Origin of the sequence: Kribbella sp. NPDC049174 (assembly GCF_043197365.1) — a bacterium.
Classification (GTDB): domain Bacteria; phylum Actinomycetota; class Actinomycetes; order Propionibacteriales; family Kribbellaceae; genus Kribbella.
On the sequence record NZ_JBICSZ010000003.1, the window covers coordinates 547,353 to 567,894 of the forward strand.

The following is a 20,542-nucleotide window of genomic DNA, read 5'->3' on the forward strand; positions in this document are numbered from 1 at the left end:
GCTCCGCTCGCTCACGGCGCCTCCTCCTGTCGGCCCCCAGACGACAGTACCGGGGAGGCATGGTGGATCCACAACCGCCAGCCGGAGGAAGTTCTGCGGAAGACGTTCGTGGCCAGTGCCTTGCCACCGGCGAATCCCTCCTCGGGAGCACCCTCGCCCGAGGACAGGACATTCTCCGTACACGTGACGTATGCCACGTCTTCATCCACGCGGACCTGGACATCGGTCAGGAAGAACTGGATGTACGGCGTGTTGGCGAAGATCATCGCCCAGGCCCGCATCATCTCCGAGTACCCGTAGATCGCGGCGTTCCCCGGATGGATGCAGACCGGGTCCGGCTCCGGCAGCCAGACCGCTGCCATCAGGTCCAGGTCGCCGGCCTCGAACGCGTTGTAGAACGCGGTGTTGGCGGTCAGCACGACGTCCTCCACCGTGGCACCGCGCGCAGCACCCTCACCATTGGTGCCCTGCCGCGGACCGCCGGGTCCGTCCGTCATACCGTTCCCCATCTCTTCGCCACCCGGACCGCGTCCGCGCTCGGTGCCACCGCATGGGCCCGGACACACCAGGCTCCCGCGGCGGCGGCCAGGGCGGAAACAGCCGCGCTCGCTTCGTCTCGTCGTACGGCCGGTCTGGGTTCACCGGTCTGCTCGTCGGCGAGCAGCCTACCGAGGAACGCCTTCCGGGACGCACCGATCAGCAACGGTCTTTCCAGTACGGCGAATTCCCGCAACCGGCGCAGGATCTCCCAGTTGTGGTCCGCGTTCTTCGCGAAACCGAGTCCGGGGTCGAGTGCGACCCGGTTCAGGTCGATCCCGGCCGCCCGCATCGCCTCGATCCGCTCGCCCAGTTCCGCGACCACTTCGGCGACCACGTCGTCGTACTCGGCCTTGTTCTGCATGTCGATCGAATGACCGCGCCAATGCATGCAGACATACGGCGTACGACGCTCGGCAACCAGAGGAAGCATGTCCGGATCGGCCTGGCCGCCGGAGACGTCGTTGATCATCACCGCGCCGGCGTCGAGGGCAAGTGCCGCGACTCCGGCACGCATGGTGTCCACCGAGATCAGTGCGCCGTCGGCCGCGAGCGCCTCGATCACCGGCAGCACCCGGCGGATCTCCTCCTCGGGTGCGGGCCGTTCAGCCCCGGGCCGGGTCGACTCGCCGCCGACGTCCAGCAGGTCGGCCCCTTCCGCCAGCAGTTCCCGGCCGTGCTTGATGGCCGCGGTCGGCTCGAACCACTCGCCACCGTCGGAGAACGAATCCGGCGTCACGTTGACAACGCCCATCACCAAGCACCGATCCACCACCGGCAGACCGTCGACGTGACGCCAAGACTCAGTTCCCACCCACACACCGTAGTAGCCCCCACCTACACACCGGGAGCCGCCCACAGCCCAAAGGCAGGGTCAGTTGCTGAGAACCAGGCGCGACTTGGTGGATTTCAGGGCTTCGGCGACGGGCTGGGCGTAGGACTCGTTGGTCTGGCCGTACTTCTCCAGGCACTGGCCGTTGATCAACGCGGCCCCGCTGGTGATGCCCTGGGCGTAGTTGCCGGTCATGTTCGCGCCGCCGGAGTCGCCGCCCTCGACACACGCGGTGTGCTGGAACAGCCCGCGGACGACCTTGTTGCTGCCGTAGTTCACGGTCACGTTCCGCGCGACGATCTTCCCGCAGGTCCAGCCGGTGCTCTTGCCCGACTTGCACAGCGTCGATCCGATGGTGGCGTTCGCGATCCCCTTGACCGCGACGTTCCCGGCACCCCAGCCCTCGATGTACCCCTGCTGGTCCCAGCCGTCGATCACGCCGACCGTGCCGAAGTCGTTGCCCGGGAAACTCGACGTCCGGGTGTTGCCGAGGACGTACCCGTTCCGGGAGAACGACGGCTTCCCGGCCGTGCAGTGCCCGGCGGTGAGGAAGATCCGGGTGCCCTTGGTCGTGCGGGCGTTGAACCCGAGCGAGCAGACGTATCCGGTGTTCTTGTCCACCTTCATGCCGCCGCGCAGGCTGAAGTCGTCGGCGGTCGTGGTCACCCGGCCGGACACGGTCCGGACCGTCACCTGGTCACCGTTCGCCTTGGCCCGCTCGACGAACCGCTCGGTGATCGCGTCCCGTGCACCCTTCGGCACGGTGACGACCACGGTGCCGGAGATGGGGTCGACGTACCAGGACCGGACCTTGCCCGCACTCGAGCCGGTGGCCAGGCGGTTCAGCTCGGCCTGTACGGCGTTCAGCTGGTCGGCGGTGAAGCGGACGAGCTTCGGGATCGCGCCGGCCTGGCGGACCAGCTGGGCGGTGGACAGGTCGGACACCGCGACCACCAGCTTCCCGGCGTCGTCGTAGTAGCTGCCGACCGCCTTCGAGCCGAGCTCCGACTCGAGTGCGTCGGCCACCAGCGGAGACTTGTCCGTCACCTGGTCGACCGGATCCGCTTGAGCGGTCTTGCGATCGCTGCGGGACTCGGCGTTGGCCCAGTTCGCCGCGACCAGCCCGGCCGCCGTCAGTACGACGACTCCGGCGAACGCGGCGCCGACCCGGTAACGCCCTGACATCCTGTCCTCCTCACGCCGGTGCCTGATCCCCGTCGACCAAGCACCACTACGGAAAGTAAACGCTCAGCGACAGAATGTCCACAGCCATCGGCTCTCAAACGTCAACGAACCGACCGGCACGGAGGCTACGGTCAGCCGACGATCAGGCTCATCGCCTCGGCCCGGGTGACCGGGTTGCGGAGCTGGCCGCGGACGGCGGAGGTGATGGTCTTGGCGCCTGGTTTGCGGACGCCGCGCATGGTCATGCACAGGTGCTCGCACTCGATCACGACGATCACGCCGCGCGGCTCCAGCAGCTCGAGCAGCGAGTCGGCGACCTGGGTGGTGAGGCGTTCCTGCACCTGCGGGCGCTTCGCGTACACGTCCACCAGCCGAGCCAGCTTCGAGAGGCCGGTGATCCGGCCGTCGCGGCTCGGGATGTAGCCGACGTGGGCGACACCCGTGAACGGCACCAGGTGGTGCTCGCACAGGCTCCAGACCTCGATGTCCTTGACCAGGACCATCTCGTCATGACCGATGTCGAACGTGGTGGTGAGCACGTCCTCGGCCCGCTGTCCCAGTCCGCCGGTCATCTCGGCGTACGAGCGCGCCACCCGGGCCGGGGTGTCCAGGAGCCCCTCGCGGTCGGGATCCTCCCCGATCGCGATCAGCAGCTCGCGGACCGCCCGCTCGGCCCGCGCGTGGTCGAACTTCGGCGACGTCATCCGGACACTCTAGGTCCAGCAACGGCGAACGCCGCCGCCCTGGTGGGCAGCGGCGCTCGCTGAGCTGATTGCCGGAGTCAGTCCTTCGGCGACGGCGGGGTCGGGCCGCTGCCGTAGCTCGGCGGGTTGATGGCCTCGTCCGGGCCGACCGAACCGCCGGGCAGGACGTCGGACAGCGAGCCGTTCTGCTCGGCGCGGGTCGGCACCGGCATCACCGGCGGCTGGTCCGACGGCACCCGGGTGGACGAACCCGTCCAGGCCGGCCGCCGTTCGCGCTTCTGCACCGGCGCGAAGACCCGGGCGATCTCGTGCTTGTCCAGGGTCTCCTTCTCCAGCAGCTCCTCGACCAGGTGGTCCAGCACCGCGCGGTTCTCGACCAGGATGTCGAAGGCCTCCTGGTGCGCGTTCAGGATCAGCTTGCCGACCTCCTCGTCGACCGCGGCCGCGATCTCCTCGGAGTAGTTGCGCTGGCTGCCGATGTCGCGGCCCAGGAACGGCTCACTGCTGTCCTGGCCGAACTTGATCGCGCCGAGCCGCTCGGTCATGCCGTACTGCGTGACCATCGCGCGGGCCAGTGCGGTCGCCTTCTCGATGTCGTTGCTGGCGCCGGTGGTCGGGTCGTGGAAGACCATCTCCTCGGCCGCGCGGCCACCGAGCATGTAGGCGAGCTTGTCCAGCATCTCGGACCGGGTGGTCGAGTACTTGTCCTCGTCCGGCATCACCATCGTGTAGCCGAGCGCCCGGCCACGCGGCAGGATCGTCACCTTCTGGACCGGGTCGGAGTGCGGCAGCGCGGCAGCGACCAGGGCGTGCCCGCCCTCGTGGTACGCCGTCAGCACCTTCTCCTTGTCCGACATCAGCCGGCTCCGGCGCTGCGGACCGGCGATGACGCGGTCGATCGCCTCGTCCAAGCCCCGGTTGTCGATCACCTGCTGGTTGTTCCGCGCGGTCAGCAGCGCGGCCTCGTTCAGCACGTTGGCCAGGTCCGCACCGGTGAAGCCCGGCGTACGGCGGGCGACCGCGGTCAGGTCCACGTCCGGCGCCATCGGCTTGCCGCGCGCGTGCACCTTCAGGATCTGCTCGCGACCGGGCAGGTCCGGCGCGTCGACGGCGATCTGCCGGTCGAACCGGCCGGGACGCAGCAGCGCCGGGTCGAGCACGTCGGGCCGGTTGGTGGCCGCGATCAGGATCACACCGCCGCGGACGTCGAAGCCGTCCATCTCGACCAGCAGCTGGTTCAGGGTCTGCTCGCGCTCGTCGTGACCGCCGCCGAGGCCCGCACCACGGTGCCGGCCGACGGCGTCGATCTCGTCGATGAACACGATCGCGGGGGCGTTCGTCTTGGCCTGCTCGAACAGGTCCCGGACCCGGGAGGCACCGACACCGACGAACATCTCGACGAAGTCCGAACCGGAGATCGAGTAGAACGGCACACCGGCCTCACCGGCGACCGCACGGGCCAGCAGGGTCTTACCGGTACCGGGCTGGCCGTAGAGCAGCACGCCCTTGGGGATCTTCGCCCCGACCGCCTGGAACTTGCCCGGCTCCTGCAGGAACTCCTTGATCTCGCCGAGCTCCTCGATCGCCTCGTCACACCCGGCCACGTCCGCGAAGGTGGTCTTCGGGGTGTCCTTGGTGATCAGCTTGGCCTTCGACTTGGCGAAGCTCATCACCCGCGAGCCGCCGCCCTGCATCGAGTTCATCAAGAAGATGAAGACGACCGCGATCAGCAGGAACGGGATCAGGGTGGAGAACACCTGGCCGATGAAGCTCGGCTTCGGGTTCTCGACGTCGTACCGCTCGATCTTCTTGTCGTCGTAGAGCTTCTGCACCGACTGGCCGAGGGTGTTGGCCTGGCCGTCGACCCAGTGCGCACGGACCTTGGTGCCGTCGGTCTTCTCGACCCGGATCTCCTGGTCGGGGTCGATCAGCGTCACCGACTTGATCGTCTTGTCCGACGAGCTGGTGGCCTGCTGGATCAGCTGCACGACCTGCCCGGTCGGCTCGGTCTTGTACCCGGTCGAGCCGGTCAGGAGCTGTCCGATCACCAGAACGCCCAGGAAGGCGACGACGATCCAGAACAGGGGTCCGCGGAAGATGCGCTTCACGTCCATGATCGAGGCCTACGCCCCGTCCCTCCTAGCTCGGCAGGCCCGGGTATGCGGGCTTGAGACGGTAACACCAGTCCAAGTGTCTCGTGCCGGGCAAGCCTGCCCACCACGAGGGTCACCCAAGGACGGTAGAGCCAGTTGTACAGGCTGTCACCAAGTCTGCCCCGGGGACGGCGCGCAAGCACCCCCACGGCCGGAATTGGCCCGGCCGGGCACGGTCCGGATTGCCCGGATCCGGGCAATCCGGGCGTCAGGAGTACACGTGCGGTGCGAGGGTGGCGACGCAGCGCAGGTTCCGGTACTTCTCCGCGTAGTCGAGTCCGTACCCGACGACGAACTCGTCCGGCAGCTCCAGGCCGACGTACTTCACCGGGACCGCCATCTTGGCCGCGTCCGGCTTCACGAACGCCGTGCACAGCTCCAGCGAGGCGGGTTTGCGCGACTCCAGGTTGCTGACCAGCCAGCTCAGCGTCAGCCCGGTGTCGATGATGTCCTCGACGATCAGCACGTGCCGGTTGGTGATGTCGGTGTCCAGGTCCTTCTGGATCCGGACCACCCCGGACGACTTGGTGCCCGACCCGTACGACGAGATGGCCATCCAGTCCATCTCGATGTGCCGGCTGAACGACCGGGCCAGATCGGCCATCACCATCACCGCGCCGCGCAGGACGCCGACGATGAGGAGGTCCTTGCCCTCGTAGTCCCGCTCGATCCGGCCGGCCAGCTCCCGCAGCTTCGCCAGGATCTGGTCCTCGGTGTAATGGATCTTGCTCAGGTCCTTCTCGATGTCCGACGCATCCACACGATCAGCCTGTCACATCCGGGCCCAGGACGATGAATCCACCCCGGCGGGCGGCCCGGACGCCTTGCGGCAGGTCGATCCAACGCTGGCCGCGCCAAGCGGTCACCAGTGAGTCGACGGCCGCGATGTGCCCGGCGGTGAGGTCCGTGGCCCGGCACCCGGCTTCCAGCGCGGCCTGCCGCAGCACCCTCGTCCGGACGGCGTCCGGCTCGGCCGCGAGTGTGGCCAGGTCGCAGTGCACCTCATTGTCAGTACGACGTACTGCGGTCTCGGCGAGGTCAGCCGCGAGCATGTCGAGCGCATCCGCGTCAGCCCGGAGCAGTCCCGCCGTACGGGCCAGTGCTTCCATCACACCGGGCCCGAGCGCCTCCTCCAGCACCGGAAGCACCTCATGACGCACCCGGACCCGGGTGTACTGCGGATCGTCGTTGTGCGGGTCGTGCCAGGGCCGCAGCCCCGACGCCACACAAGCGGCAGCTGTGGTGGCGCGTGGCAGCTCCAGGAACGGTCGACGCAGCAGTCCGGCGACAGCAGCCATCCCAGCGAGCGAACGAGCGCCCGATCCCCGGGCAAGCCCTAGCAATACAGTCTCGGCCTGGTCATCCCGAGTGTGAGCCAGCAGTACGACGTCCGCCCCGAACTCGTCGGCCGCGTCGCGCAGAGCGTCGTACCGGGCCGCTCGGGCGGCTCCCTCAGGCCCGCCCTCGCTACCGACCTCCACGGCCCGCACCTGCACCGGGTCGAGGCCCAGCGACCGGCACTGCTCGGCAGCGATCTCTGCGGTCTGGGTGGAGTCAGCTTGGAGACCGTGATCGACGATCACGGCACCGGCACGCAGCTTGAGCTTCGGCGCCTCGAACGCGGCCGCAGCCGCGAGGGCCAGCGAGTCCGTGCCCCCGGAGCAGGCCACCAGGACGGTCGTCCCCTGTGGCAACTCGGACAGCATGCTGCGCACTGCCTCCCGCGTGCGCGCCACAGCAGGGTGCAGCTTGCCCCTCCTGTGTTCGACCAGCTCCTCGGCAGCCCACCTGGCCGGCGGCTCAGCCGTGGAGTCGGGAGACCCAGGCATCGGGGTTCGCGATCTCGTGCTTGGTGGGCAGCGTGTTCGGCCCGGTCCACACCCGGTTGAAGCCGTCCATCCCGACCTGCTCGACCACTCGGCGGACGAACGCGGCGCCGTCCTTGTACTGCCGCAGCTTGGCATCCAGGCCAAGCAGCCGCTTCAGCAACTGGTCCACCGGGTTGCCACTCTGCCGGCGCGACGTGAACTTGGACCGGATGGTGTCCACGGTCGGGATCACCGAGGGCCCGACCCCGTCCATCACGAAGTCCGCGTGCCCCTCCAGCAACGACATGACCGCCGTCAGCCGATCCAGCACGGCCCGCTGCTCAGGGGACTGCATCAGGTCGACCAGGCTCAGCTCGGCCTCACCCCGCACCGACCGTCCCAGCCGCTGCACGGCCTCCCGGAACATCGCCGCGTACGCCGACGCGTCCAGCTCGGCCTGGTCGAGGAACAGCGCGATCTCCGACCGCAGGTGGTCCCGCAACCACGGCACCGCGGTGAACTGCACCCGATGCGTCTCCTCGTGCAGACACACCCACAACCGGAAGTCCCGCGGTACGACGCCCAGCTCGGACTCCACGTGCATCACGTTGGGCGCGACCAGCAGCAGCCGGCCGGTCAGACCAGGACGGTCCGGATCCGGCTCGGACGGGTAGAACGGGTCGAACTGACCCAGCACGCGGGAGGACAGGAACGCGAGCAGCGCACCCGCCTCGATGGCCGTCACCCGGGAGCCGACCGCGGACGACAGGCCACCGGTCCGCTCGGCCTTCTCACGCAGCTTGTCCGCCAGCGGCTGCAGAACGGTCCGGAAACCGTCCGCGTTCGCCTGCACCCAGCCGGGCCGGTCCACGATCACCACGGGCGCGGTGGCCGAGGTGGCCTGCAGCCCGGTGAACTCCCGCACGTGGTGCTCGGAGTCGGCCGCGAACTGACGCAGCTCGGCGACCACCTGATCCGCCTCGGCGCGGCTGACCGCCGGGCCGGGCCGGAGCAGCTTGCGCGCCACTCCGGTCGCGAGCTGCCAGTCGACCATCTCCGCCGCCGTCGAGCCTTCCGCCGTACTCATGTGTCGACCCTAGTCGCATGTCCCAACATGCGCCTGCCGATCAGACCGCGCAGCCGCAATTGGCCAGCGCCGCGGCGGCTCTGTCGAGGGCTGCCCGGGCGGCCAGCGTCTTGGGCACCGGCACGCTGTCAGTCGCGACTGCGAACACCAGGAGCGTGCCAGTGCGGTCACGGACCAGACCGGCCAGGCTGTGGACCCCAGTGAGCGTGCCTGTCTTCGCACGGACCAGTCCGGTGCCTGAACCAGCTCCAGGCCCGGCGAACCGGTCCTCGAGACTGCCGGAGAACCCCGCGACCGGCAGGCCGGTGAGCAGGTGCCGCAACTCGGGGTGGTCCTCGGACGCGGCTACGCGGACCACACCGGCGAGTACATCCAGCGGGACGTGGTTCGTCCGGGACAGCCCGCTCCCGTCCTCGATCGTGGCCGTGGTGACGTCCAGGCCGAGCTTGGTGAGTGTCGCCTTCACTCCCTTGACCCCGCCGACGTAGGAGCCGCCGTTCTTGGTCGCCAGGCCGACGTGCCGCAACAGAACCTCGGCACCGTCGTTGTCGCTGTGCAGGTTCACGTACTCGACGATCTCGCCGACGCTCGGCGACGCCACCTGCGCGACGGCCTTCGCGGCGGTGGGTGCGACCGCCGCCTTGGGAACACCGGCCACCTTGATCCCGGCTGCCTTCAGTTGCGTCGCGAACGCGGCGGCCGCCGCCTGCGCCGGGGAAGGGGCCCGCTTGGCCATGCCGGGAGTCAGACGTCCCTCGTTCACCCACAACGCGGAGGTCGGCGCCGCGATGCCCTCAGGGACGTACTTCGGCTCCCAGTTCGCGTTGATCGCCGGTCCGGTGAACAGCGAGGCGTCGTACCCGAGAGTGACGCTGCTGATGCCCTGCGCTTTCAGGGCCTTCGCGGTACTGACGGCGAGAGCCTGCAGCGACGCCCGCGTCGGGTAGTCGGTGGGATCGGTCTGCCGCTTCACGGTGAGGAGGGGGTCTCCGCCACCAACCAGGATGATGGAGCCGTTGACCGCACTGACCACCTTCGTGGTGAACGTGTGGTCCGCCCCGAGCGTCTCCAGCGCCGACACCGTCGTCAGCAGCTTCAGAGTGGACGCAGGCACGTACGGCGTCGCAGAACCGACCGAGAACACCGGCTCGCCGCGCGAGGCGTCGTACACGTAGACGCCCCGGTGCTTGCCGAGAGCCGGGTCCTTGAGGATCGGCGCCAGCACCTTCTGTACGCCGGCCGCCGTCGGTGCGACGCCCTCCGCCTTCGCCGGGGCCAGCACCGCCGGTGCCTGGACCTGTGCGGCCGGAAGGGATCCGGGTACGGCGTCTGCCCCGCTCACCAGGCTCACGCAGAGCGCTGTGGCGAGCAGCGTGACGAACACCGCACGAGGAGGACGGACCACCGGGCTGCTCCTGTCATTCGGTAGGTCGGAACCGTGACAGTATCTGCCGTATGGAGTTCGACGTCTTCATCGAGATCCCCAAGGGCACCCGCAACAAGTACGAGCTGGACCATAAGACGGGCCGGCTGCGGCTGGACCGGACCCTCTTCACGGCCACGCAGTACCCGTCCGACTACGGGTTCATCGAGGACACCCTGGGCCAGGACGGCGACCCCCTGGACGCTCTGGTGCTGCTCACCGAGCCGACCTTCCCCGGCTGCCTGATCCGCGCCCGCGCGATCGGAATGTTCCGGATGACCGACGAGAAAGGCCCGGACGACAAGGTCCTCTGCGTCCCGGCCGGCGACCCGCGGCAGGAGCACCTGCGCGACATCCACCACGTGCCGGAGTTCGACCGGCTGGAGATCCAGCACTTCTTCGAGGTCTACAAGGACCTCGAGCCGGGCAAGTCCGTCGAGGGCGCCACCTGGGTCGGCCGGACCGACGCCGAGACCGAGATCAGCGCCTCCTTCGAGCGGCTCAAGACCGAGGGCCACTGACCCCCGGGCCGTTCGCGAGCTCCTACCAGCCGATCAGCGAGTAGGGCGCGTTCGGCGCCCCGTCGGCGGTTTCATCAGGGGCGGCCGAAGAAGTCCGGCGGCTCCCAGTAGTACACGCTGTCGATCTGCACCGGCTTGCCGGTGCGCGGCGCGTGCACCATCCGGCCGTTGCCGAGGTACAGGGCGACGTGGTGGATCGTGCCCGGGTCGTCCGGATCCGTCGACCAGAAGATCAGGTCGCCCGGCCGCAGTTCGTCCTCGTCGATGTGCCGGACCTGTTCGTACTGCGCGACGCTGTAGTGCGGCAGGTACACGCCCGCCTTCGCCCAGGCTGCCTGGGTCAGGCCGGAGCAGTCCCACCGATGCGGGCCGGTCCCGCCCCACAGATACATGTCGCCGATCTGGTCCAGCGCGAAGTCGATCGCGGCCCCGGCACCCTTCCGCGACGGAGACGGCCGGTCGTCGTCCCGCGGCCGGTCCGGCTGCTTCTTCGGCGGCTTCTTCCCGGGGTTTTTCTTCTGCTCCTCGCGCCGCTCCCGCTCCTCGCGGGCCTTCTCGGCCGCTTCCCGGGCCCGCTCGGCCGCTTCCCGGGCCCGCTCGGCGGCCTCCCGGGCGGCGATCCGGCGCTGCAGTTCGGCCGCCTTCTTCGCGGCGAGTGCGGCGGCTCGCTGGCGCGCAAGCTCCTCGAGTCCCCGCTGCCGCTGGGCCGCCACCTGGATCGACGTGTTCTGCAGAACGGCGAGCTGGGTGATCGCCTGTTTGCGCTGGACACCCATCGCGGTGACCGCCGACGCCTGTGCCTGCTCCGCGGCCTCGGCCGCCTTCTTGGCCTTGGCCGCCTCGTCGGTCGCCTGCTTCACCTTGACGACGGCTTGGTCGGCCTGCACCTTGAACAGGTTCGTCATCACCTGGGTCGCGGTGTAGCGCAGGTACGACCCCTGCATCGCGGCCGACACCGAGCGGCTCGCGCCGGCGGAGTCGAGCAACTCCTGCGGACCCTCGGCGGTGAACAGCGGCGCGAGTTTCGCCACATCTCCACCACCCTGGTACGACGCCGCGGCGAACCGGCCGATCTGCTGCCGCTGGGTCGCCAGCGTCTTCTGCGCCTTGGCCGCCCGGGCCGCCGCCTGGGCCGCGTCGGTCTTGGCCAGCTGCAGCTTGTAGACCGCGCCGTTGTAGGCCTCGGCGGCGATCCCCGAGGCGACGCCGAGCTGCTCGAGCCGCGCGTTCGCGGCGGCCAGTTGGTTCTCGATCGCGGCCACCTGGCCCGCCTTCGCGCTGGCGGCCTGCTTGGCCCGCTCGACCGCGGCCTTGGACGGAATGACCGGCGGCTTCGGCTTGGCCTGCGCCGGGACCGGAATCACGGCCATCGAGCCGGCCAGACAGACCGCGAGCACCCCGGAGAGCAGCGCCCTGCCGGTCTTCCCCGTGCTCGCGACCCGCCGACCGGACGTGGCCCTCGTGGGCGTCCGCATCGGGTCGTTCCTTCCGCCGGTCACGAACCCCTTCCCAAAGGTCCGTGAACTTTTGGTCCTCCTGGACCTCATACGCGACACTAGTTGCCTGCAGCCCCATTGGGAACACTTTTCACACAAGTAACTTTGTTTCACCTGCGTGTCGGCTTGACAAACTACAAGCTTGTAATTCCGCACGGACGGTCACCGGCCAGGCGGCGGGAGCAACGAAAACGGCGCCCACCCGGCCTGAGCCGGAGGGCGCCGTTCAGCGCGAGAAGTGGTCAGTGCAGGGTGTACGAGGCGACGACCGGCAGGTGGTCGGAGGCCGGCGTCACGGGCACCGAGGCCTTGCCCGGCTTCAGCTGAGAGCTGTGCAGCAGGTAGTCGATCCGCGCGTTCGCGTTCTCGGCCGGGATCGTGTAGCCGGGCCCGACGCCGACCTCAACCCAGGTGTCCGACAACAGCGCGGTCAGCGTCTTGATCTCCGGGGTGTCCGGACGGGCGTTGAGGTCGCCGACCAGCATCGTCGGCTTCGTCGAGGTTCCCAGCAGCTCGACCACCTTCTGCGCCTGCTCCAGCCGCTCGGCGTTGTTGTTGTGGGTCAGGTGGGTGTTCGCGAACCGCAGCTCGGCGCCACGCACCTTGACCGTCGCGACCGCCAGTCCGCGCTGCTCACCGGCCGGGTACTTCGGCAGCAGCGTGTTGGTGAAGTCCTTGATCGGATACCGCGACAGGATCGCCGTACCGTACTGCCGGTTCGGCTCGCCCGCGTTCAACGGCGGCAGGTCGAGGTTGGCGGCGTACCCGTAGTGCATCTGCAGCCGCTTGGCGAACCAGGCCGGCTGATCGACCCAGTTGCTCCGCTCACTCCAGTGCCGGTCCACCTCCTGCAGCCCGATCACGTCCGCACCCGACTTCTCGATCAGTACGGCGATCCGCTCGAGATCGAGGACGCCGTCGACGCCGGCACCGTGGTGGATGTTGTAGGTCATCACGGTCAGCGGACGGCCCGGCCGGGCGGCCGTGTCCGAGGGCGCGGCCGCAGCCGCGGTAGGTAAGAGCATCAACAAGCCCGCAATCGTTCCCAGCAACAGTTTGCGCATGCCCTCATCCTGTCGGGAGGTGGGCGACTCTCGCACGACGTACGAGTGTCGCCCACCTGAACATCAGCGTGTCAGCCGCGCGACCGCACCCTGAGCACCGGAGGCCCAGCAACCCGCCTTGGCCCCGTGCCCGGCGCACTCGACGCTGTCGAAGCTGCCGTCGTAGAACTGCTTCCAGCTGCGCCCGCCGTCGTAGCTCACATCGCTGCCCGACGGGCCCACCGCGATCACGGTAGCGGGCGAGTTCGGCACGAACGCGGAACCACTCCGGTAACCCTTCGGCGCCTTGTCCGCCGGGACCAGCTTCCAGCTGCGGCCTCCGTCGGACGTGACCGACGCGGCCTTCACCGCCTCGGTCGGCTTGAGGAAGTCACCGCCGACCGCGACCCCGAACAGCGGGCCGCGGAACGCCAGGCTGAAGATCCCGGCTGCCTCGCCACTGGCCATCGGCGAGTCGGCGACGGTCCAGCGCTTGCCACCGTCGACAGTCCGGAACACCCGCGGACGGTCACCACCGCCGGTCGCGAACCACGCCGTCCGGCCAGGTCCGGCGACCAGGCAGGTGCCGCTGGCGGCAAACGCGAACTCACCCGGCAGCGCGGCCGGCATCCCCGCCGTCGGCTGCACCTTCCACGACTTGCCGCCGTCTGCCGTCGCCAGGATCCGGAACTTCCCGTCCACCGGGTCGCTCAACGCCAGCCCGCGCTTGTTGTCGTTGAAGTCCAGGCAGTCGTAGAACGCATTCGGGTCGGTGTTCCGGAACGTCTCGGTCCACGACTTGCCGCCGTCCACGGTCCGGTAGATCCGTGAGTCCTCGCCGTTCCCGATCGACAGCACTACGGCGCGCTTCGCGTCGAACGCCTCGACGTCACGGAACTGCACCGTCTCGGCGCCGGCCGGGCTGACGTTCTGCCAGTGCTTCCCGCCGTCGACGGTCCGCAGCACCTGCCCGCCCGACCCACCGACCCACGCGACGTCCTTGCTCACCGCCGCCAGCCCGCGGAACTGCGCCGTACTCCCGGTCGGCGTCAGTTCCCACTGGTACGACGGCCGGCCGCTCGCCTGGGCGGGGACGAGCTGAGACATCAACAGCAGACCTCCTGCCGCAATCGCGGCCACACGCAGGATTCTCATGCCGGGCAACCTAGCCCATGAATCACATCGCGGTCAGCCGGAAAGACTGAGCAGAATTGCCGTTGCAGGTCAATTGGACGAGTTGGGTGCCGTCGGCGGTCGAGGCGTTGGGAACAGTCAGGCACTTGTTGCTCAGGCGGCTGACGAAATGGAAGTGGCGGTCGCCTTCCGGGACTGCCTTCCATTGCTGGTTGGTGCCGCCGCCGTACGTCCACAGTTGCAGGCCGGCGTTGTCGGCCGAGGACACTCCGGTCACGTCGATCGCCTTGGTCGCGTCGTTGCGGTTGTTGACCCGGGTGAAGCCGTCGGACGTGGGCTGGAATTGGAACTGCTGGGCCTGCGTGCCGTTGCAGCTGTACTGCTGGATCACGGTGCCGTTGGCGGTCCCGGCGGATCGGGCGTCGACGCACTTGCCGTTGCCCTTGTTGGCGATCGAGTACCAGGCGGTCGGCGACGGCTGGTCGGCCGGCGGCGTCGTACCGGCACCGCCCAGCCACTTGAGCGCGTCCATCATGAACTGGTTCTGGGCCGGGCTGTCAAAGGTCGACGAGAGCCGGGTGTTGGTCTCGTAGTTCATCGCGTTGTGGCCGAAGTTGGCGTAGATCATCTTGTAGTTCTTGTTGGTCCAGACGATCGGGTAGTAGCCGCTGTACCAGGTCTGCGCCGGGTCGGTGCCGACCGGGAAGCTGGACGGGTCGATCGACGCCAGGATCTGGATGTCGGGGTTGTTCCGCAGGTCGTTCTGCCAGATGTACCACTCGCTCACCGACGACCGGAACGTCGCTCCCGTGTTCACCAGCGACGGGTGCGACCGGTTCTCGGCCTTCAGCGTGACCGCGGTCGGGCCCCAGGTGTTCGACTGGAACCGCCCGGTCGCGAGGAAGGTGTTGTTGAACCACGGCCAGCCGCCGCTCGCGTCGTTGTACGCCGTGACGTGGAAGCCGAAGAACGCACCACCGTTGTTCATGTACCGCTGGAACCCGGTCCGCTGCGCATCGCTGTGCGGCGAGTCGTCGAGGAACATCACCACCTGGTACTGCGACGCACTCAGGTTGTTGAGCTGGTCCCAGTTGTTCGTGGCCGTGTAGGTGAACCCGTTCTGCGCCCCGAACTGCGGGAACCGCTGGTTCGCCTCCTTTACGAAGTCGATGTGGGCGGGGTCCCAGGTGCCGCTGTAGAACGCCAGGACGTTGAAGTTCGCTTGAGCTCGATCCTGAGCAACGGGTTGCGCGTACGCCGTACTGCCCGAGACCAGGCAGAGCAGTACGGCGATCAGGGCAGGCAGCAACTTCCGAGCGGGCATGGGCGGATCCCCTCAGTCACGGAGCAGTTACGCAATGATATTTCAGAACTTAAATTAACTCATGCCATAAAGCCGGTAAAGAGCCCGCCGGTCCCGGAACTCTTGCCGTCCTCGCGCGCCGCTGTCACCCTGAGCCACCGACCTTCGAAGGGGCCCGCAGATGGACGACTCCGTGCTGACCTCCGTGCTGCTGCCGATCGCGCTCGCGATCATCATGCTCGGCCTCGGCCTGACGCTGACCGTCGCGGACTTCAGCCGGGTACTCCGGATGCCCCGAGCGGTTCTGATCGCGCTCGGCGTCCAGGTGATCCTGCTGCCGGTGATCTGTTTCGGACTGGTGAAACTCTTCGGCCTGGCCCCCGCGCTGGCCGTCGGGATGATGCTGCTGGCCGCCTCTCCCGGCGGTACGACGGCCAACCTGTTCAGCCATCTGGCCGGCGGTGACGTCGCCCTCAACGTCACCTTGACCGCGGTGAACTCGGTCCTCGCCGTGGTCACCCTGCCGATCGTGGTCAACCTGTCTCTCGCCCACTTCCTCGGCGACGGCCAGATCGGCCTGCAACCGGCCAAGATGCTGCAGGTGTTCGCGATCGTCCTGGTCCCGGTCGCCATCGGCATGCTGGTGCGGAACAAGCTGCCGGCGTTCGCGGAGCGGATGACGCGACCGGTGAAGCTCGGCTCGATCGTCGTGCTGGTGCTGGTGATCTTCGCCGCGATCTACACCGAGCGCGACAACGTCCTCGACTACATCGCGGCCGTCGGCGTGGTCGCCCTCCTGCTGAACGTCCTCAGCCTCGCTCTCGGGTACGCCGTACCGCGGCTGGCCAAGCTGGGTGAGCGGCAGTCGATCGCCTGCTCGATGGAGATCGGCATCCACAACGCGACGCTCGCCCTCACGATCGCACTCAGCCCGTCCCTGCTCGACAACAGCGAGATGTCCATCCCGGTGGCCGTCTACGGCATCATCATGTTCTTCCCGACCGGCCTCTTCGCCTACTACCTCAGCCGCCGGACGACGGCTCAGCGGGCCGGATCGAGTGTCTGACTGCCGAGCACCGACAGCAGTTGCAGCTTCTCCGCGCTCTCGCTCCCCGGGGTCGCCGTGAAGACCACGAGGACCTGCTGCTGATCGCGGTTGTCGATCACCTCGCAGTACAGCTCCAACTCGCCGACCACCGGATGATCGAACCGCTTGGTCTTGCTGTGATAGACCCCGACCTCGTGCGCATCCCAGATCTCGTCGAACTCCGGGCTCAGCTTCTGCAGGGTGCGGACCAGCGAGGCGGCGTACGACGTAGGTCCGTCGGCCGTGGCGACCGAGCGCAGCCACGAGACCAGCATCCGGCTGTGCGTCGACCGCTCCGGCTCGCGATACAGAGTGCGCGAGGCCGGGTCGGCGAACCAGCGGTAGAACTCGCTGCGCGCCATGCCGTCGAGGTTGGTCTGCTCGCCGGCGAACGCGATGTGGGCCGACGTCTGCGCCAGCGTCTCGCCGCATCGGTTGAGCAGCAGCGCGGGTGTGTCCTGCAGCCGGTCGAGGATCCGCAGCATCCCCGGGTCGACGTGACAGGCCCGCGTCGTCCGCGGCGGCGTACCGTGGCCGGCGAGCACGAACAGGTGGTCGCGCTCCTCCGTCGTCAGCCGGAGCGCACGGGCGATCGAGCCGAGCATGTCGACCGACGGCTGCGGACCACGGCCGCCCTCGAGCCGGCTGTAGTAGTCCGTCGACATCGACGCCAGTACGGCGACCTCCTCGCGCCGGAGACCGGGTGTGCGCCGGCGACGGCCGCGTGGCATCCCGACGTCCTCGGGTTGCAGGGCCTCGCGTCGTTTGCGCAGAAAATCGGACAGGTCGCCGTACTCCATGAGACCAGTCTCCCGGACGCGTCGGCGTTATCCAGGGCTTGCCGAACCGTGGATAAGCCGAGCCTGGTTACGCCGGCCCGGCCCGCGAAACCTGGAGACATGAAAACGACTGGCAACACGATCTTCATGACCGGCGGCACCTCCGGGATCGGCCTCGGCCTGGCCCGGAAGTTCCGCGACCTCGGCAACACCGTGATCATCAGCGGCCGCCGCAAGGACCTGCTCGACCGGATCGCCGCCGAGGACGGCATCGAGGGGATCGTCCTCGACGTCGCCGACCCGGAGTCCATCACCGTCGCCGTCGAGACCGTCACCACGACGCACCCCGACCTCAACGTGGTCGTCACGATGGCCGGCATCATGCGCGTCGAGGACCTGCACGACCCCGCGCACCTGGCGACGAGCGAGGAGATCATCGCCATCAACCTGCTCGACACGATCCGCACCATCACCGCGTTCACGCCGTACCTGCTGAAGCAGCCGGACCCCGCCATCCTCACGGTCTCGTCCGGACTGGCGTTCGTGCCGCTGGTGATCACCCCGACGTACAACGCCACCAAGGCCGCGGTGCACAGCTACACGCAGAGCCTGCGCCGACAGCTCGCGGACACCCCGCTCCAGGTGATCGAGGTGGTCCCGCCCGCCGTGCGGACCGCGTTGCTGAACCAGGAGAACGACGAGCGGGCGATGCCGCTGGACGACTACCTGACCGAGACGGTCGCCCTGCTCCAGCAGCAGCCGGACGCCGAGGAGATCCTGGTCGACCGGGTCCGCTTCCTGCGCGACGCGGAGCGGGAGAACCGGTACGACCAGGTGATCCAGGTGCTGAACTCAGCGCACTAGTCGCCGAGCGCTTCCTCGATCCGCTCGACCTTGGCGGTGAGCTGACCGGTGTACCCGGGCCGGATGTCCGCCTTCAGCACCAGGCCGACCCGAGGCGACACGGCAGCCACCACCTCGACAGCCTGCTTCACCACCGCCATCACCTCGTCCCACTCCCCTTCGATGTTGGTGAACATCGCGTTCGTCTCGTTCGGCAGCCCGGAGGCGCGCACCACGCGAACGGCCTCGGCCACCGCCTGGCTCACGCCTCCGGTCTCGTCCCCACCGGAAGGGCTGATGCTGAATGCAACGATCATGCGTCCAGCTTGCCAGCCTCTTCCTCTTCCGCCGCACGGCGCTCGGAGGCGGACGTGGTCAGCAAGGACTTCTCCTTGATGAAGACGATCGCGACCAGCGCCAGCACAGCGATCGGCACCGAGATCAGGAACAGGTCGGCGGTCGCGTTCCCGTACGCCTCCTGGACCGCGACCTTCACCTCCTCCGGCAAGGTGTTGATATCCGGTACGGCGCCGCCGCCCGGCGATCCGTCCATCCCGAGCGAGGTCGCGACCTTGTTCGCGAGGACGGCGCCCAGCGCGCTGACGCCGATCGTGCCGCCCATGCTGCGGAAGAAGCTCACCACCGAGGTCGCCGCACCGAGCTCCCGCGCCGGTACGTCGTTCTGCGCGGCGAGCACCAGGTTCTGCATCACCAGGCCGACACCGACACCGAGCACCACCATGAACACCGACATCCGGAACGTCCCGGTGTGCGCGTCGATCGTGCCGAGCAGCGCGAGCCCGATCGGCAGCAGCACACCACCGGTGACCAGGTAGATCTTCCACTTGCCGTACTTCGTGATCAGCCCACCGGCGATGGTCGACGACACGAGCATCCCGAGGATCATCGGCAGGCTCATCAGGCCGGCCGACGTCGGCGAGTGCCCCTGGGCGATCTGGAAGTACTGCGACAGGAACACCGAACCACCGAACAACGCCAGGCCGACCAGCATGCTGGCGACCACGGACAGCGCGACGGTGCGGTTGCGGAACAGGTCCAGCGGGATGATCGGCTCCGGGTGCCGCGCCTCGACCACGCCGGCGATCGCGAGCGCGACCACGGCGACGCCGACCAGCGCGAGGCTCCAGCCGGAGACCCAGTCGAACTTGTTACCGGCGAACGTCGACCAGACCAGGATGATGCTCACGCCGCTGGTGATCAGCAGGGCGCCCCACCAGTCGATCTTCACGTCCCGGCGGATCGTCGGCAGCTTCAAGGTCCGCTGCAGCAGGAAGATGGCGACCAGGCAGAACGGCACCCCGACCAGGAAGCAGGCCCGCCAGCCGAGCGGCGAGTCGACCAGGAAGCCGCCGAGCAGCGGCCCGCCGACGGTCGCGGAGGCGAAGATCGCCCCGAAGATGCCGGAGTACCGGCCGAGCTCGCGCGGCGGGATGATCGCCGCCATCACGATCTGCACCAGCGCGGTCAGACCGCCGGCGCCGATGCCCTGCACGACCCGGCTGGTCAGCAGCAGTTCGACGTTCGGGGTGAAGCCGGCCACCAGCGAGCCGACCACGAAGAACGCGAGCGACAGCTGAACCAGCAGCTTGTTGTTGTAGAGGTCGGCGAGCTTGCCCCACAACGGCACGGTGGCCGTCATCGCGAGCAGCTCGACGGTGACCACCCAGGTGTAGACGGACTGGCTGGCCTCCAGGTCCGCGATGATCCGCGGCAGCGCGGTCGACACGACGGTGCCGGCCAGGACGGCGACCAGCATGCCCATCATCAGGCCGGAGATGGCCTGGGTGGTCTGCCGCGGGGTGAGTGTCGTGGTGGTTGCGGTGACCTCACCCGCGGCGCCGTCGGAGAGGTTCTCCGGCGACGGGGAGGGTGACGAGGTCGTTGTCATGAGTCGCCTTTCCGTTGTGTGTCGAAGCCCGGATCGATGCCCTCGGCAAGTAGTTGGAAGCCTTCCTGGACGAGCTCGCGGACGGACCGGTCCGGAGCGGCCTTGTGCAGCTCCATCGCGACCCGGCAGGCGGCGCCGGCGGCACTGACGACGAGGGCCGGGCGCACCGAGGTGGCCGGCTCGCCCATCCGCTCGGCGAGTGCGGCGGTGAGCTGCCGTTCGTCGTCGAAGCTGGCCATCATCAGCTGGTAGACCAGGTTCGGCGAACTCATGATCAGCTCGCCGCGGCGGGACAACTCGCCCTCGCTCTCCAGCTCCGCCAGCACCTCGCGGACGATGTGCCACATCGTGGTCAGCGGCGACTCCTCGGCGGGCGCGGTCCGCATCCGCTCCAGGGCACGCTCCATGTGCTCGGGGTTGCGCCCGAGGATCGCGTGCTCCTTGTGCGGGAAGTAGTTGAAGAAGGTGCGCACCGACACGTCGGCCGCCTCGGCGATCTCCTCGACCGTGACGTTGTCCGGCCCCTTCTCCAGCGCCAGCCGCAACGCGGCCTCGGCCAGCGCCGCCCGCGTCTCCCGCTTCTTCCGCTCCCGCAACCCGCCCTCTGCCTGCTTCACCCGACCAGGCTAGGAACAAACTTGCACTCACTGCAAACTATTAACCCTGAAACTTTGCAGCCGCGCACGAATGCGCCGGCC

Annotated in this window: 20 protein-coding genes; 3 read left to right on the top strand and 17 right to left on the bottom strand. The window is 68.5% G+C overall.

Annotated elements, in window-relative coordinates; translation table 11 throughout:
• Positions 1 to 11: 11 nt before the first annotated feature.
• From ACGFIF_RS19945 to dacB, 9 genes are all read right to left on the bottom strand, one after another.
• Complete coding sequence (locus ACGFIF_RS19945) at positions 12 to 497, bottom strand: nuclear transport factor 2 family protein (protein WP_393156236.1); 486 nt, start codon at positions 495 to 497, stop codon at positions 12 to 14.
• Positions 494 to 1,291: a dihydropteroate synthase gene (gene folP / locus ACGFIF_RS19950; RefSeq protein WP_393156807.1), complete on the bottom strand. Its 798-nt coding sequence runs from the start codon at positions 1,289 to 1,291 to the stop codon at positions 494 to 496. The genes ACGFIF_RS19945 and folP overlap by 4 nt, the downstream gene beginning before the upstream one ends.
• A gap of 120 nt (positions 1,292 to 1,411) precedes the next feature.
• Positions 1,412 to 2,554 (bottom strand): S1 family peptidase, encoded by a 1,143-nt coding sequence (locus ACGFIF_RS19955; RefSeq protein ID WP_393156237.1) that lies wholly within the window; start codon positions 2,552 to 2,554, stop codon positions 1,412 to 1,414.
• Positions 2,555 to 2,685: 131 nt separating this feature from the next.
• Positions 2,686 to 3,258, bottom strand: coding sequence for a GTP cyclohydrolase I FolE (gene folE, locus ACGFIF_RS19960; protein WP_393156239.1), 573 nt, complete (start codon positions 3,256 to 3,258; stop codon positions 2,686 to 2,688).
• A 77-nt stretch (positions 3,259 to 3,335) separates the two neighbouring features.
• On the bottom strand, positions 3,336 to 5,372 hold the full coding sequence (gene ftsH / locus ACGFIF_RS19965) for an ATP-dependent zinc metalloprotease FtsH (RefSeq protein WP_393156241.1): 2,037 nt from the start codon (positions 5,370 to 5,372) through the stop codon (positions 3,336 to 3,338).
• Between the two features lie 247 nt (positions 5,373 to 5,619).
• Complete coding sequence (hpt, locus tag ACGFIF_RS19970) at positions 5,620 to 6,171, bottom strand: hypoxanthine phosphoribosyltransferase (RefSeq protein ID WP_393156243.1); 552 nt, start codon at positions 6,169 to 6,171, stop codon at positions 5,620 to 5,622.
• 4 nt (positions 6,172 to 6,175) lie between these two features.
• Positions 6,176 to 7,147: a tRNA lysidine(34) synthetase TilS gene (gene tilS, locus ACGFIF_RS19975; protein WP_393156246.1), complete on the bottom strand. Its 972-nt coding sequence runs from the start codon at positions 7,145 to 7,147 to the stop codon at positions 6,176 to 6,178.
• 64 nt (positions 7,148 to 7,211) lie between these two features.
• Entirely contained in the window at positions 7,212 to 8,306 is a 1,095-nt protein-coding gene (locus ACGFIF_RS19980; RefSeq protein ID WP_393156247.1) for a zinc-dependent metalloprotease, read from the bottom strand.
• Positions 8,307 to 8,346: 40 nt separating this feature from the next.
• On the bottom strand, positions 8,347 to 9,711 hold the full coding sequence (gene dacB / locus ACGFIF_RS19985) for a D-alanyl-D-alanine carboxypeptidase/D-alanyl-D-alanine-endopeptidase (RefSeq protein ID WP_393156249.1): 1,365 nt from the start codon (positions 9,709 to 9,711) through the stop codon (positions 8,347 to 8,349).
• Positions 9,712 to 9,761: 50 nt separating this feature from the next.
• Here dacB and ACGFIF_RS19990 point away from each other — a divergent pair, with 50 nt between their 5' ends.
• A complete protein-coding gene (locus tag ACGFIF_RS19990; protein ID WP_337001929.1) occupies positions 9,762 to 10,250 on the top strand; it encodes an inorganic diphosphatase in 489 nt (162 codons plus the stop codon).
• Between the two features lie 74 nt (positions 10,251 to 10,324).
• On the opposite strand, the gene ACGFIF_RS19995 is transcribed toward ACGFIF_RS19990, so the two are convergent.
• The 4 genes from ACGFIF_RS19995 to ACGFIF_RS20010 all read right to left on the bottom strand — a co-directional run bounded on the left by ACGFIF_RS19995 (position 10,325) and on the right by ACGFIF_RS20010 (position 15,247).
• Positions 10,325 to 11,725, bottom strand: a complete 1,401-nt coding sequence (locus tag ACGFIF_RS19995; protein ID WP_393156251.1) for an NlpC/P60 family protein — start codon at positions 11,723 to 11,725, stop codon at positions 10,325 to 10,327.
• A 263-nt stretch (positions 11,726 to 11,988) separates the two neighbouring features.
• Positions 11,989 to 12,810, bottom strand: coding sequence for an endonuclease/exonuclease/phosphatase family protein (locus tag ACGFIF_RS20000; protein ID WP_393156252.1), 822 nt, complete (start codon positions 12,808 to 12,810; stop codon positions 11,989 to 11,991).
• A gap of 63 nt (positions 12,811 to 12,873) precedes the next feature.
• On the bottom strand, positions 12,874 to 13,944 hold the full coding sequence (locus ACGFIF_RS20005) for a WD40/YVTN/BNR-like repeat-containing protein (RefSeq protein ID WP_393156254.1): 1,071 nt from the start codon (positions 13,942 to 13,944) through the stop codon (positions 12,874 to 12,876).
• A 22-nt stretch (positions 13,945 to 13,966) separates the two neighbouring features.
• A complete protein-coding gene (locus ACGFIF_RS20010; protein ID WP_393156256.1) occupies positions 13,967 to 15,247 on the bottom strand; it encodes an RICIN domain-containing protein in 1,281 nt (426 codons plus the stop codon).
• Positions 15,248 to 15,407: 160 nt separating this feature from the next.
• Here ACGFIF_RS20010 and ACGFIF_RS20015 point away from each other — a divergent pair, with 160 nt between their 5' ends.
• Positions 15,408 to 16,292 carry a bile acid:sodium symporter family protein gene (locus tag ACGFIF_RS20015; RefSeq protein ID WP_393156257.1) on the top strand — a complete coding sequence of 295 codons (885 nt, stop codon included), beginning with the start codon at positions 15,408 to 15,410 and terminating at the stop codon, positions 16,290 to 16,292.
• Here the strand turns inward: ACGFIF_RS20015 and ACGFIF_RS20020 are convergent.
• A complete protein-coding gene (locus ACGFIF_RS20020; protein WP_393156259.1) occupies positions 16,268 to 17,113 on the bottom strand; it encodes a helix-turn-helix transcriptional regulator in 846 nt (281 codons plus the stop codon). The genes ACGFIF_RS20015 and ACGFIF_RS20020 overlap by 25 nt on opposite strands.
• A gap of 99 nt (positions 17,114 to 17,212) precedes the next feature.
• Between ACGFIF_RS20020 and ACGFIF_RS20025 the strand changes: the two genes are divergently transcribed.
• Positions 17,213 to 17,956 carry an SDR family oxidoreductase gene (locus ACGFIF_RS20025; RefSeq protein ID WP_393156261.1) on the top strand — a complete coding sequence of 248 codons (744 nt, stop codon included), beginning with the start codon at positions 17,213 to 17,215 and terminating at the stop codon, positions 17,954 to 17,956.
• On the opposite strand, the gene ACGFIF_RS20030 is transcribed toward ACGFIF_RS20025, so the two are convergent.
• Genes ACGFIF_RS20030 through ACGFIF_RS20040 form a run of 3 tightly spaced genes read right to left on the bottom strand, consistent with a single transcriptional unit; the run spans position 17,953 to position 20,461 of the window.
• Positions 17,953 to 18,252, bottom strand: coding sequence for an MTH1187 family thiamine-binding protein (locus tag ACGFIF_RS20030; RefSeq protein ID WP_393156262.1), 300 nt, complete (start codon positions 18,250 to 18,252; stop codon positions 17,953 to 17,955). The genes ACGFIF_RS20025 and ACGFIF_RS20030 overlap by 4 nt on opposite strands.
• Entirely contained in the window at positions 18,249 to 19,844 is a 1,596-nt protein-coding gene (locus ACGFIF_RS20035) for an MFS transporter (protein WP_393156264.1), read from the bottom strand. Before ACGFIF_RS20035 ends, ACGFIF_RS20030 begins: the two co-directional genes overlap by 4 nt.
• Positions 19,841 to 20,461: a TetR family transcriptional regulator gene (locus ACGFIF_RS20040; RefSeq protein ID WP_393156265.1), complete on the bottom strand. Its 621-nt coding sequence runs from the start codon at positions 20,459 to 20,461 to the stop codon at positions 19,841 to 19,843. The genes ACGFIF_RS20035 and ACGFIF_RS20040 overlap by 4 nt, the downstream gene beginning before the upstream one ends.
• Between the last annotated feature and the right edge of the window lie 81 nt (positions 20,462 to 20,542).

Bases quoted from the DNA above. Each gene is read 5' to 3' on its own strand.
- ACGFIF_RS19945 (WP_393156236.1), bottom strand. From the start codon at position 497: ATGACGGACGGACCCGGCGGTCCGCGGCAGGGCACCAATGGTGAGGGT.
- folP (WP_393156807.1), bottom strand. From the start codon at position 1,291: ATGGGCGTTGTCAACGTGACGCCGGATTCGTTCTCCGACGGTGGCGAG.
- ACGFIF_RS19955 (WP_393156237.1), bottom strand. From the start codon at position 2,554: ATGTCAGGGCGTTACCGGGTCGGCGCCGCGTTCGCCGGAGTCGTCGTA.
- folE (WP_393156239.1), bottom strand. From the start codon at position 3,258: ATGACGTCGCCGAAGTTCGACCACGCGCGGGCCGAGCGGGCGGTCCGC.
- ftsH (WP_393156241.1), bottom strand. From the start codon at position 5,372: ATGGACGTGAAGCGCATCTTCCGCGGACCCCTGTTCTGGATCGTCGTC.
- ACGFIF_RS19980 (WP_393156247.1), bottom strand. From the start codon at position 8,306: ATGAGTACGGCGGAAGGCTCGACGGCGGCGGAGATGGTCGACTGGCAG.
- ACGFIF_RS19990 (WP_337001929.1), top strand. From the start codon at position 9,762: ATGGAGTTCGACGTCTTCATCGAGATCCCCAAGGGCACCCGCAACAAG.
- ACGFIF_RS19995 (WP_393156251.1), bottom strand. From the start codon at position 11,725: ATGCGGACGCCCACGAGGGCCACGTCCGGTCGGCGGGTCGCGAGCACG.
- ACGFIF_RS20000 (WP_393156252.1), bottom strand. From the start codon at position 12,810: ATGCGCAAACTGTTGCTGGGAACGATTGCGGGCTTGTTGATGCTCTTA.
- ACGFIF_RS20005 (WP_393156254.1), bottom strand. From the start codon at position 13,944: ATGAGAATCCTGCGTGTGGCCGCGATTGCGGCAGGAGGTCTGCTGTTG.
- ACGFIF_RS20010 (WP_393156256.1), bottom strand. From the start codon at position 15,247: ATGCCCGCTCGGAAGTTGCTGCCTGCCCTGATCGCCGTACTGCTCTGC.
- ACGFIF_RS20015 (WP_393156257.1), top strand. From the start codon at position 15,408: ATGGACGACTCCGTGCTGACCTCCGTGCTGCTGCCGATCGCGCTCGCG.
- ACGFIF_RS20020 (WP_393156259.1), bottom strand. From the start codon at position 17,113: ATGGAGTACGGCGACCTGTCCGATTTTCTGCGCAAACGACGCGAGGCC.
- ACGFIF_RS20025 (WP_393156261.1), top strand. From the start codon at position 17,213: ATGAAAACGACTGGCAACACGATCTTCATGACCGGCGGCACCTCCGGG.
- ACGFIF_RS20030 (WP_393156262.1), bottom strand. From the start codon at position 18,252: ATGATCGTTGCATTCAGCATCAGCCCTTCCGGTGGGGACGAGACCGGA.
- ACGFIF_RS20035 (WP_393156264.1), bottom strand. From the start codon at position 19,844: ATGACAACGACCTCGTCACCCTCCCCGTCGCCGGAGAACCTCTCCGAC.